This is a genomic window from Brenneria roseae subsp. americana (assembly GCF_003115815.1).
GTDB lineage: Bacteria > Pseudomonadota > Gammaproteobacteria > Enterobacterales > Enterobacteriaceae > Brenneria > Brenneria roseae.
This window is the reverse complement of the sequence record NZ_QDKJ01000002.1, coordinates 153,415-165,431: the sequence shown is the minus strand read 5'-3', so window position 1 is coordinate 165,431 and position 12,017 is coordinate 153,415. Positions and strand designations below refer to the sequence as shown.

The window sequence follows — 12,017 nt, the reverse complement described above, 5'->3', positions numbered from 1 at the left end:
ATGTCAAAAGCTAAAATTGACTCTCTACTGAGAGTAAAAACGATATATCTAAAAAAATCAATATTCCTATAGCACACTTTAGCAATTAATTGACTGATAGTTATAGGTGAAAATTTTCATTACTGATTTTTTTGTATATCGATGGTCTACATTTTTGATTTTTTCTCTCATCGGCATTAACTCAACCCAAATAATTACCGTGATAATTATTTATTATTGCAACCATTATGAATCATACACATCGCTTAATAACGACCATTGACTAACCCACTAAAAACTGATGGTCAGTTCAGCCACATTGATTTCTTTTCTGATCGCATTCGGACTTCGCTTCGTTTGTTCCATCGTCTGGGCAAAGTTGCGAGCCGTTTCGCGTGTCTGATCGATATTGACAAAATCCGATACATTTCCAATCGTGGCTCTGATAACGTCCTGTGGTGCTTTATCCCGGTTGCCGTCCGTTGCCCGGGCTCTACCTGTCGCTGGATGATATCGGTTTTTTTTAGTGGTACTGATTTTTGCACCAAAACCTACGGGTGAATCACGGTGATTATCGGTGATAAGATAGGGTTTTCGTTCAGGATTTGGAACATCGATGATACGCCCTTCGGGATCGAAGGCTGGTTTCACATCAACAGATAACTTATTGATTATAATAGACTGATTGAGTGTCATGTTCATCTAAGTCGTCCAAATGTATATCAGCCAGACAGGATGGTTATCACATCTTATCCAGTATACAAATTTATGGGTTCAGGTAGGTTTTTAACTATTTTACAAGCGGCCACCTGATCCGATTGAAAGACTAAAAACCGAGTAAAATCAATATGAATGAGTCTATTGACAAGGACATCACCGCCCACACGCCCATGATGCAGCAGTACTTCAAGCTGAAATCACAACACCCGGAAATCCTGCTGTTCTACCGCATGGGCGACTTCTACGAGCTGTTCTATGACGATGCCAAACGGGCATCGCAGCTTTTGGATATCTCGCTGACCAAGCGCGGCGCTTCTGCCGGTGAGCCAATCCCCATGGCCGGCGTACCGCATCACGCCGTTGAAAACTATCTTGCCAAGCTGGTGCAACTGGGCGAGTCCGTCGCCATTTGCGAACAGATCGGCGATCCGGCCACCAGCAAAGGACCGGTAGAGCGCAAGGTCGTACGCATCGTAACCCCCGGCACCATCAGTGACGAAGCATTGCTACAGGAAAAACAAGACAACCTGTTGGCCGCTATCTGGCAGGATAGCCGCGGATTTGGCTATGCCACGCTGGATATCAGTTCCGGCCGTTTCCAGATCACCGAACCTGCCGATCAGGAAACCATGGCTGCCGAGCTGCAACGCACCAATCCAGCCGAACTGCTCTATCCCGAATCATTTGAGTCCATGCATTTGATTGAACATCGTCATGGTCTGCGCCGCCGTCCGCTGTGGGAATTCGAACTGGATACCGCCCGTCAGCAGCTCAATCTGCAATTTGGCACGCGCGATCTCATCGGATTTGGCGTTGAACAGGCGAAGCTGGCGCTGCGGGCGGCGGGCTGTCTGCTGCAATATGCCAAAGATACCCAGCGTACCTCCCTGCCGCATATCCGCAGCATCACTATGGAACGTCAGCAGGATGGCATCATCATGGATGCCGCCACACGGCGCAATCTGGAACTGACGCAGAATCTGTCCGGCGGAACGGAAAATACGCTGGCCGCCGTGCTCGACTGTACCGTCACGCCCATGGGCAGCAGGATGTTGAAACGCTGGATCCATATGCCCAGCCGGGATATTGCCGCATTAACGCAGCGTCAGCAGGCCATCAGCGCACTGCAAAACATTGCACCTGAATTGCAACCTTCTCTGCGTCAGGTCGGCGATCTGGAACGTATTCTGGCGCGTCTGGCGCTTCGCACCGCCCGTCCGCGCGACCTGGCGCGCATGCGTCATGCTTTCCAGCAATTTCCCGATATTCGCGCCCAATTGGCGCCGTTGGAAACGGACGCTATCCGTCAGTTGGTGAGCCAGATTGGGCAATTCGACGAACTACAGGAGCTACTGGAACGGGCCGTCATCGAGTCCCCGCCGGTACTGGTTCGCGACGGTGGCGTGATTGCTCCGGGTTACAATGCCGAGCTGGATGAATGGCGGGCGCTGGCTGACGGCGCCAGTGATTATCTGGACAAGCTGGAAATCCGCGAACGTGAGAAACTGGGGCTGGATACGCTCAAGGTCGGTTTTAATGGCGTACACGGCTATTATATTCAGGTCAGCCGCGGCCAAAGTCATCTGGTGCCGATACATTATGTGCGCCGCCAAACGCTGAAAAATGCCGAACGTTACATCATTCCCGAACTGAAAGAATATGAAGACAAGGTGCTGACCTCCAAAGGCAAAGCGCTGGCATTGGAAAAAGCCCTCTATGACGAGCTGTTCGACCTGCTGCTGCCCCATCTGGCCGAACTTCAGCAAAGTGCGGCGGCCCTCGCCGAATTGGATGTGCTGACCAATCTGGCGGAGCGCGCGGATACGCTGAACTATGTCTGTCCGACGCTCAGCGACAAATCCGGCATCAAGATTGTTGGCGGGCGTCACCCGGTGGTGGAACAGGTTCTCAGTGAACCCTTTATCTCGAATCCGCTGTCTCTTTCTCCGCAGCGCCGCATGCTGATCGTTACCGGTCCGAATATGGGCGGAAAAAGCACCTATATGCGTCAGGCGGCGCTGATCGTTCTGATGGCGCACATTGGCTGCTTCGTTCCTGCCGATCAGGCCGTTATTGGCCCGGTGGATCGCATTTTCACCCGCGTGGGCGCCGCTGACGATCTGGCCTCCGGTCGTTCAACCTTCATGGTGGAAATGACGGAAACCGCTAATATCCTGCATAACGCCACGGAAAATAGTCTGGTACTGATGGACGAAATCGGTCGCGGAACATCAACCTATGATGGTTTATCCTTAGCCTGGGCCTGTGCTGAAAATCTGGCTAACCGCATCAAAGCCATGACGCTATTCGCGACCCACTATTTCGAACTGACCAATCTTCCTGAAAAAATGGAAGGCGTCGTCAATGTGCATCTGGACGCACGGGAGCATGGCGACACTATCGCATTTATGCACAGCGTTCAGGATGGCGCCGCCAGCAAAAGTTATGGACTGGCGGTAGCGGCGTTGGCGGGCGTGCCGAAAGATGTCATCAAGCGAGCACGCCAAAAGCTCAAAGAGCTGGAAACGCTATCCAACAACGCCTCAGCCAGCCACATCGATGGCGCACAGCTGGCGCTGCTGGGGCATGAAGAAGAACCGTCGCCAGCGCTGGAAGCGTTAGAATCCATCGATCCAGACGCGTTAACGCCACGTCAGGCGCTGGACTGGCTGTATCAGTTGAAGAAAATGCTGTAAGCCGGAAAATTTCACCGTCATATCAATAGAGGCGCTGACCCCATCAGCGCCTCTATTTTGCCAACTACTACTACTCCACCCGCGTATCGCAGCGCCCTTGCGCATTCATTCTCACGTTATCCTTGCCGGGGATCAGGGCTTTGGTCATCCGTCCTTTTTCCATCGACGGGACGATCGCAAAATGCGCGGTAAACGTCGTAAATACGGGGTTGCCTGCTTCGGTTACCGTTGTTAGGTAGCGCCTTTCCAGTTGGATATTATTCTGCACCACAAAGGTTTTACCGGTCGCGCAATCAGCAAAGGTCGCGGCATCCGCCATATAACGATACATACCTTTCATCAGCATGGGAGTATCCGGTAGCGGTTGTTCGCTGACTTTCAACTGATAAGGCAAAGACGATTGAATCACGACGCCTTGCTGGTCGAGCATTTCAAGACCATCATTCGTCGGGCGAAAGTAGCGTTTTTCACCATGACTGTTGGTTAACACCAGCATATCCGCCGTTCTTCGCCATTGCCCGTACTCAGCAAAGGTATTGGCGCCTTCGCGTGTGGTTTGGTAATGCTCACGCAGAATAAACGTACCGTCCTTCTCCAAAAACAGTGAAGTATCAATACCTTCACAATCGGCACAGGGGAGCGTGCCACGGTAGCTTTGTGCCATGGGCTTAAGTGGTTCTTCCTGCATTTGTGAGCGCGTATGGCATCCTATCAGGACAGAAATACCAGCCAGAAACAGCATACCGAGAGCCATTTTTTTCATCGTTATCATCCTGCTGCGTTTGTCAGGTGCTCAAACAAATACACCGAATCGCTTTTATGCAAAAAACCGAACGGTATAAAAGATATAAAGAACACCATTTTTATGCTTTATCCCTGCTATTTTGCCCTAACTTTTGCTCATCTCTGTTATTTCCGGGCAATTTGCCAGTCGGCAAAAGTGATTTCCAGACTATTCTTATCATCCGACAACCAGATCGTTCCTTCCTGCAACGTCGCCTGTAGCGTCATGTTGCGCTGAGCCATCTCAGTCAGTTGAATCAGTTGGCGATCGTCAAGAAAACGAACGGTCAGGTTTTTATATCCGGCGATTTTATCTGCGATATTTTGCCACCATACCTGTCCGGCACGGTCGCTATAGGCATACAGAACGACCGCACGCGACTGGTTACAGGCTTTTTTCAGTCGCCTTTCATCCGGTAGCCCCAGTTCAATCCATAACTCCAACTCCATGGTGTCATTGCGCAACCAGATTTCCGGCTCATCGTCAGCACTTAACCCTTTGGTGAAGCGTAGATTTTCATCCGCATGACAGATCCACGCCAGCAAACGCAACATCATGCGCTGCTCTGTTTCTGAAGGGTGTTGGGCAATCGTCAGGCTGGCGTCATGGAAAAAATGACGATCCATGTCCGCGATATTCACCGTTGCTTTGTAAACCGTTGCTTTTAATGCCATCTGTTACCTCGTATTTATCCGCTGACAGTGTACTTGAGTTCGTACTATCCTCACAGTAAAGGTGATATCCGCCACGTAACTGATAGATTAGGTATCTGAGGAATACTGATATCCTGATGGAGCCTATGCTATAGTCGTCTGGATAAATAGAGTTTATCTTCGTAGGCTTACAACATCAGGTGCAGTCAAAGTGATGATGCATGAATGTCTACCGGGTTAAGCTTTCAAGGGAGGATATAGTGCAACAATACTGTGAATTAGTACGCCGCTTATACGCAGAGATCGCCAGCGGCGATCTGGGCTATATACCCGACGCGCTGGGTTGTGTATTGAAAACCCTGGATGAAATCGCCGCGAATACGGCATTGCCATCCTCTGTCAGGGAACAGGCGGCCTATGCCGCCGCTAACTTATTGGTGAGCGATTATGTCAATGAGTAACGAATATCAACCCATCAACTGTGATGATTACGACAACCTGGAAGCGACCTGTCAGCAAAACTTAACGCTGACGCTGGAACTGCGTAGTGGTGAGATCGTTACCGGCAAGGCCAGTGATATGATCTCACGTAAACATGTGGAATACCTGGTGATCGAAGAGGCGGGTTCAACGCGTGAACTGCGACTCGATCATATTGTCAGCTTCAGCCATCCGGAAATAGGAAAAGTCGTCGTCAGCGAATCTTGACGCCCCGCAAGCTTTTCTTCAAAACGGACAACCTGTGTACACGCCCCTGGTTGTCCGTTTTCATTTCAACCTTAAGGGATCACCACTCAGGTTTTACGCCAGTCAATATGCCAGCAGGGACCATTTTCTTCAGCCTGCCCTTCCCGCGTCACAAATTGTCCAAGTGCGGCGATAGGTTGTTCGCCATAAAACACCCACGGCGTCCTGTCGCGCCACCACGGCGGCACGCCCATCTCCTGCCACAGCTTCTTGATCTGACGCCCATGCGATCGGCCAACAATGTGGAGCATGCCGCTGGCGGTAAAACGAATGCTGACAGGCTCCTCCACACGCGGCGGGCGGATAGCGGTTCCGTGCTCGGCCAATGCCAGCGATCCCAGCCCATCAGGCAATGCCAGCGGTCCCGATTGTGGTTGCCACGGCAAGACACAGTTTTTTAGTGACGACATCAGCGGCAGAACATAGAGATACTGACGAAAACGCCGGATTTGCCATTGACCAAGCTGCAACACAGGTTCTGCATCCTGACGGCTGATCGCTACTTCATGCCATAACCGGTGTAGTTGATCGCGTGCCGGCATCGGTACGCCGCTCCCTGCCAGCCAACGGCGCAGCAACGCAAAACGACGCACCGGACTCAATGGGCGCAATCCTGCAATACTCAGCGCCCCATCAGGCTGACACAAGGCGTGCAGCGACTCAGCCAGCAGTTCATCCAGCAGTTGTTCCTGCTCAGCGCACAGTTGCGCACTGCGCGCCACGGCCGAAGAAAAGTGCGGCCAACGCTGGGTTAGCAGCGGCAGCACCCGATGACGCAAAAAATTCCGGTCAAAGCGTGCATCCTGATTGCTGTTGTCTTCAATCCAGCTCAGCTGATGCTGCGCCGCGTACTGCTCCAACTGTTGCCGCGAGAAGGCTAACAGCGGTCGTAATAACGGATGGCCATCAAGCTCCGCGCAAGCTGCCATGGAGGAAAGCCCGGCAGGTCCGCTGCCGCGCTTGAGCGCCAGCAAAAAAGTTTCACTCTGGTCATCAAGGTGCTGTGCCGTCAGCAAGACCTCGTCATCCTGCAAATGCGCACTCAAAGCCTGATAGCGCGCATCCCTTGCCGCCGCTTCAATTCCGCCGTTTTGCGCATCCACCGTCACGGGCAGCGAAGCAAAAGGCACCTGCCACTGCTGGCAGCAGCGCCGACAGTGTTCCGCCCAGCTATCCGCCAGCGGATTCAGACCATGATGCACATAAGCGGCACGGATAACCCGGTCATCACGCAGACGTAATGTGACCAGGAGATGCAATAACACGCTGGAATCCAACCCGCCGCTGTACGCCATCAGTATACGTCGATGGCCCGCAGTACATTCAGCCACGGAATCAAGCAAGGTTTCCGCGATCGTCACGGTTTAAACCTCATACAGTTCTAAAGGCAATCCATCGGGATCGCGGAAAAAAATAAACCGTCGTTGCGTTTCAGGATCGATGCGCACCGGTTCGCAGCTCACCCCAGCATCGGTCAATGAAGCCATAGCCAATTCAACGTTCTCAACGGCAAAAGCCAGATGCCGCAGGCCGCATGCCTCAGGCTGACTGACCCGCGCCGGCGGGGAGGGAAAAGAAAACAGTTCAATAACGTAACGGCCGTTCAATGCCAAATCACCTTTCCATGAATCTCGCCCGGCACGATACACCTCGTTTTGCAGCGAAAAACCCAACACATCGCAATAAAATGCCTTACTGCGTTCATAGTCGGCGGCAATAATCGCAATATGATGAATATCCTGGATTTTTAGCATGAGTACCTGCTTGTACTATGTATGGTGAATTGGATGGTAATCGACAGATAATTTTCTAAAGACGGATAACACCTCACGCGCCCGCATCGTGCTCATAATAGCAAAAAGTCCGCTCTCATTGCTGATCGCAGACTTTTAGATTACAGAATAATGAATAAAATCAGCAGTAGCCGTAATTCATCAGACGCTGATAACGACGATTGAGCAGTTCTTCTTCACTCAGGCTGTCCAAATCGAGCAGATCGGCCAGCAATTGTGCTTTCAACGACTCCGACATCGCGGCAACGTTACGATGCGCCGATCCCAACGGCTCAGGGATAACGCTATCAATCAGTTTCAGCTCTTTCAGCCGCGGTGCGGTAATGCCCATCGCTTCAGCAGCCAGTGGCGCTTTGTCCGCACTTTTCCACAGGATAGAGGCACAACCTTCCGGGGAAATAACAGAATAGGTGCTGTACTGTAGCATGTTGACTTTATCGCCAACGCCGATTGCCAGCGCGCCGCCGGAACCGCCTTCGCCAATAACGGTACAGACAATCGGCACACGCAGCGTCGACATTTCACGCAGGTTACGCGCAATCGCCTCGGACTGACCGCGCTCTTCCGCGCCGACGCCGGGATAAGCGCCCGGTGTATCGATAAAGGTGATAATCGGCATCCTGAAGCGTTCAGCCATTTCCATCAGTCGCAGCGCCTTGCGGTAACCTTCCGGCGCCGGCATACCAAAATTACGCCGGATTTTTTCTTTGGTTTCACGCCCTTTCTGATGACCAATAATCATCACCGGACGACCATCCAGACGCGCAATCCCACCGACAATCGCTTTATCATCAGCATAGGCGCGATCGCCCGCTAATTCATCAAAGTCGGTAAAGATATGCTTAACGTAATCAAGCGTATACGGACGCTGTGGATGACGCGCCAACTGAGCGACCTGCCAGGCCCCCAGATCGGAGAAAATCTTACGCGTCAGTTCAACGCTCTTCTCGCGCAGACGCTGAACTTCTTCGTCCAGATTAATATCTAATTTTTCGTCTTGACGGCTGACTGCGGTCAGCGAGTCAATTTTCGCTTCCAACTCTGCAATCGGCTGCTCAAAATCAAGAAAATTCAGACTCATAGTATTCCTATATTAGTCAAATTCCAGTTCCACCTGCTCATTCCCCACTAATGTGCGCAGCTCATTCAGTAACGTATCCGTCGGCGTTATTCGCCATGCAACACCGAAACGTAACCGGGCACGCGCATCTTCTCGCTGGTAGTAGAGATGCACTGGGATCGTCCCCGACCGATGGGGTTCCAACGATTGGCGGAGACGGTTTAATAGCTGGTCATCAATTTGCCTGTCAGTCAGCGAGATAGCAAGCCCGCGTGCATATTTTTCCCGCGCTTCGCTGATATCCATTAACTCGCGGACGGTCATTTTAAGCCCGCCGCTGAAGTCATCAAAGCTGACCTGTCCACTGGCGATCAGGATACGGTCTTTTTCCAACAAATGCTGATATTTTTCCAATGCATCGGTAAACAGCATAATTTCAAGGCGACCGGAACGATCATCCAGCGTACAGACACCAATGCGGTTTCCCCGCTTGGTCACCATTACCCGGGCAGCCAACACCAGCCCGACGGCAGTGGTCATTTTCCCCCGATCCGTCGGGTGCATATCTTTCAAACGCAAGCCACCGGCATAACGTTCGATTTCCTTAAGATACTGGGTGATCGGATGGCCGGTCAGATAGAGCCCCAGCGTCTCCCTTTCACCATCCAGCACCACCTGCTCCGGCCAGGGCGGAACCGTACTGTAGGATTGTTCAACCTGTTCAGGCGCGTCCGCCAGTACGCCAAACATATCGACCTGACCGATCGCTTCCGCTTTGGCATGCTGATCGGCCGCCTTCAGCGCGTCGCCCAATGAATTCATCAGCGCGGCACGGTGCGGCCCAAGACGATCAAATGCCCCGGACATGATCAGCTTTTCCAGTACCCGACGGTTCAGCTTTTTGATATCCGTCCGGGCGCAAAGATCAAACAGTTCTTTGAAATAACCGTCCTGATTACGCGCCTCGATAATGGCTTCAATCGGGCCTTCACCCACGCCTTTAATCGCCCCGATGCCGTAAACGATTTCACCGTCATCGTTAACATGGAAATGGTAAAGCCCGCTATTAATATCCGGCGGCAGGATCTTTAATCCCATCCGCCAGCATTCGTCAACCAGTCCCACCACTTTATCGGTGTTATCCATATCGGCGGTCATCACCGCCGCCATGAATTCCGCGGGATAATGCGCTTTCAGCCATAGCGTCTGATAGGAAACCAGCGCATAAGCCGCCGAGTGCGACTTGTTAAACCCATAGCCGGCGAATTTTTCTACCAGATCGAAGATTTTAACCGCCAGTTCACCGTCTACGCCGCGCGATTTGGCGCCGTCTTCAAAACCGCCGCGCTGTTTGGCCATTTCGACCGGATTCTTTTTACCCATCGCCCGGCGCAGCATATCGGCCCCGCCCAGCGTATATCCCGCCAGGACCTGGGCGATCTGCATCACCTGTTCCTGATACAGAATAATACCATAGGTCGGTTCCAGCACCGGCTTGAGAGATTCATGCTGCCATTCGATATCAGGATAGGAAATCGCCTCGCGACCGTGCTTACGGTCAATAAAGTTATCCACCATGCCGGACTGCAATGGACCAGGGCGAAACAAGGCCACCAACGCGATCATATCTTCAAAGCAGTCGGGCTTCAGACGTTTGATCAAATCTTTCATGCCGCGCGATTCAAGCTGGAATACCGCCGTCGTTTCCGAGCGTTGCAGCATGTCGAAGCTCTTTTTATCATTCAGCGGGATCGCGGCGATATCTATCGGTTCAAGCCCTTGTTTCGCCCGTCGCGCATTGATCATTTCCAACGCCCAGTCGATGATGGTCAGCGTTCGCAGACCGAGGAAGTCGAATTTCACCAGCCCGGCGTATTCAACATCGCTTTTATCAAACTGGGTAACCGGATGGTTACCTTCGGCATCGCAGTACAACGGCGCGAAATCAGTGATTTTAGTGGGAGATATCACCACCCCACCGGCATGTTTTCCGGCATTACGCGTCACGCCTTCCAGCTTGCGCGCCATATCGATAAGGGCCCGGACCTCTTCATCCGCCTCATAAATTTCAGGCAGTTGAGGTTCGGCGGCAAAGGCTTTTTCCAGCGTCATCCCCGGATCGGGCGGCACCAGTTTGGAAATACGATCGACAAAACCGTAGGGATGCCCCAGCACGCGGCCTACATCGCGGATGACCGCTTTCGCCGCCATCGTACCAAACGTAATAATCTGTGAAACCGCGTCGCGGCCATACATTTCCGCAACGTGGTCAATCACCAGATCGCGTTTTTCCATGCAGAAATCGACGTCAAAGTCGGGCATGGATACGCGTTCGGGGTTAAGGAAGCGTTCAAACAGCAGGTCGAATTCCAGCGGATCCAGATCGGTAATCTTCAACGCATAGGCCACCAGCGATCCCGCACCAGAACCGCGTCCCGGCCCCACGGGAACATTGTTATCCTTGGACCACTGGATAAATTCCATTACGATCAGGAAGTAACCGGGGAATCCCATCTGGTTGATAACCTTGAGTTCGATATCCAGACGTTCATCATATTCAGGGCGTCTTTGCGTCCGCGTTTCCAGATCGGGAAATAGAAATTCGAGACGCTCTTCCAGCCCTTCTTTTGCACGTTTGACCAGATAGTCTGCCGTACTCATATCCCCGGTGGGGAACTGTGGCAGGAAGTATTCACCCAGGCGGATAGTCACATTACAGCGCTTGGCGATTTCGACGCTGTTAATCAGTGCTTCAGGCACATCGGCAAACAGTTCGCACATTTCATCTTCAGTGCGCATGTATTGCTGCGCACTGTAATTGCGGGGACGTTTGGGATCGTCGAGGGTATAACCGTCGTGGATGGCAACCCGGATTTCGTGCGCATCGAAATCATCTTCACTGATAAAACGCACATCGTTAGTGGCAACCACCGGAATACCGTGTTTTGTCGCCAGTTCTACAGCTGAATGCAGATAGCTTTCTTCGTCCGGACGACCGGTGCGGATTAATTCCAGATAATAACAGTCAGGAAAGTGCTGCTGATAAAACGCCACACACTGCTCGGCCTGCACCCGATTCCCACGCAACACGAACTTGCCGACATCGCCATGGCGTCCGCCTGACAACAGAATCAGCCCATGCCGATATTCAATAAGCCAATCGCGATCGATCGTTGGGCCAGCAGCGCCATAGCCACGCTGATAAGCGCGTGAAATCAGCAGGGTTAAATTCTGGTATCCCTCGTTGTCCATCGCCAGTATCGTGAGCTGGGCCAGTTCATCGCCCAGTTCCTCACTGGCGACTAACACATCGGCGCCGATAATAGGCTTGATACCCGCGCCATGCGCACCGCCATAGAACTTCACCAGTCCGCACAGGTTGGTAAAATCGGTAATCGCCAGCGCTGGCATCCCCAGCGCCGCGGCTTTTTTTACCAGCGGCCCGATCTTGGCCAGCCCATCGATCATGGAATAGTCACTGTGAACACGCAGGTGAACAAAACGTGGTTCGGCCATCTCCAGATCCCAGAATTTATCGATTAGTCAGCGCGACAATAGACATATTGCCGCGCCGAGAGTGAATGA

10 protein-coding genes are annotated in these 12,017 nt (G+C 52.3%); 3 read left to right on the top strand and 7 right to left on the bottom strand.

Annotated elements, in window-relative coordinates; all coding sequences use genetic code 11:
• Positions 1-270: 270 nt before the first annotated feature.
• Positions 271-681 carry a hypothetical protein gene (locus B4923_RS02680; RefSeq protein WP_146187246.1) on the bottom strand — a complete coding sequence of 137 codons (411 nt, stop codon included), beginning with the start codon at positions 679-681 and terminating at the stop codon, positions 271-273.
• A 146-nt stretch (positions 682-827) separates the two neighbouring features.
• On the opposite strand from B4923_RS02680, the gene mutS reads away from it, so the two are divergent.
• Positions 828-3,395, top strand: a complete 2,568-nt coding sequence (mutS, locus tag B4923_RS02675) for a DNA mismatch repair protein MutS (protein ID WP_109052821.1) — start codon at positions 828-830, stop codon at positions 3,393-3,395.
• Between the two features lie 70 nt (positions 3,396-3,465).
• Here the strand turns inward: mutS and nlpE are convergent, their stop codons facing one another.
• On the bottom strand, positions 3,466-4,158 hold the full coding sequence (gene nlpE / locus B4923_RS02670; protein ID WP_109052820.1) for an envelope stress response activation lipoprotein NlpE: 693 nt from the start codon (positions 4,156-4,158) through the stop codon (positions 3,466-3,468).
• Positions 4,159-4,304: 146 nt separating this feature from the next.
• Positions 4,305-4,853 carry a YaeQ family protein gene (locus tag B4923_RS02665; protein WP_109052819.1) on the bottom strand — a complete coding sequence of 183 codons (549 nt, stop codon included), beginning with the start codon at positions 4,851-4,853 and terminating at the stop codon, positions 4,305-4,307.
• 239 nt (positions 4,854-5,092) lie between these two features.
• On the opposite strand from B4923_RS02665, the gene B4923_RS02660 reads away from it, so the two are divergent.
• Together B4923_RS02660 and rof are read left to right on the top strand one after the other, a co-directional pair.
• Positions 5,093-5,293, top strand: coding sequence for a YaeP family protein (locus B4923_RS02660; protein WP_109052818.1), 201 nt, complete (start codon positions 5,093-5,095; stop codon positions 5,291-5,293).
• The gene (gene rof, locus B4923_RS02655; RefSeq protein WP_109052817.1) at positions 5,280-5,540 is read left to right on the top strand and encodes a Rho-binding antiterminator; all 261 of its coding nucleotides are present in this window, start codon (positions 5,280-5,282) and stop codon (positions 5,538-5,540) included. Before B4923_RS02660 ends, rof begins: the two co-directional genes overlap by 14 nt.
• Positions 5,541-5,626: 86 nt before the next feature.
• On the opposite strand, the gene tilS is transcribed toward rof, so the two are convergent.
• The 4 genes from tilS to dnaE all read right to left on the bottom strand — a co-directional run bounded on the left by tilS (position 5,627) and on the right by dnaE (position 11,948).
• Positions 5,627-6,940, bottom strand: a complete 1,314-nt coding sequence (gene tilS, locus B4923_RS02650; RefSeq protein ID WP_109052816.1) for a tRNA lysidine(34) synthetase TilS — start codon at positions 6,938-6,940, stop codon at positions 5,627-5,629.
• A 3-nt stretch (positions 6,941-6,943) separates the two neighbouring features.
• Positions 6,944-7,333 (bottom strand): VOC family protein, encoded by a 390-nt coding sequence (locus B4923_RS02645; RefSeq protein WP_109052815.1) that lies wholly within the window; start codon positions 7,331-7,333, stop codon positions 6,944-6,946.
• Positions 7,334-7,493: 160 nt separating this feature from the next.
• Entirely contained in the window at positions 7,494-8,453 is a 960-nt protein-coding gene (gene accA / locus B4923_RS02640) for an acetyl-CoA carboxylase carboxyl transferase subunit alpha (RefSeq protein ID WP_109052814.1), read from the bottom strand.
• A 12-nt stretch (positions 8,454-8,465) separates the two neighbouring features.
• Positions 8,466-11,948, bottom strand: coding sequence for a DNA polymerase III subunit alpha (gene dnaE, locus B4923_RS02635; RefSeq protein ID WP_109052813.1), 3,483 nt, complete (start codon positions 11,946-11,948; stop codon positions 8,466-8,468).
• Positions 11,949-12,017 lie beyond the last annotated feature (69 nt).

Excerpts from the sequence above, each read along its gene's own strand:
- B4923_RS02680 (WP_146187246.1), bottom strand. The coding sequence starts at position 681 with ATGAACATGACACTCAATCAGTCTATTATAATCAATAAGTTATCTGTT.
- mutS (WP_109052821.1), top strand. The coding sequence starts at position 828 with ATGAATGAGTCTATTGACAAGGACATCACCGCCCACACGCCCATGATG.
- accA (WP_109052814.1), bottom strand. The coding sequence starts at position 8,453 with ATGAGTCTGAATTTTCTTGATTTTGAGCAGCCGATTGCAGAGTTGGAA.
- dnaE (WP_109052813.1), bottom strand. The coding sequence starts at position 11,948 with ATGGCCGAACCACGTTTTGTTCACCTGCGTGTTCACAGTGACTATTCC.
- rof (WP_109052817.1), top strand. The coding sequence starts at position 5,280 with ATGTCAATGAGTAACGAATATCAACCCATCAACTGTGATGATTACGAC.
- B4923_RS02645 (WP_109052815.1), bottom strand. The coding sequence starts at position 7,333 with ATGCTAAAAATCCAGGATATTCATCATATTGCGATTATTGCCGCCGAC.
- nlpE (WP_109052820.1), bottom strand. The coding sequence starts at position 4,158 with ATGAAAAAAATGGCTCTCGGTATGCTGTTTCTGGCTGGTATTTCTGTC.
- B4923_RS02665 (WP_109052819.1), bottom strand. The coding sequence starts at position 4,853 with ATGGCATTAAAAGCAACGGTTTACAAAGCAACGGTGAATATCGCGGAC.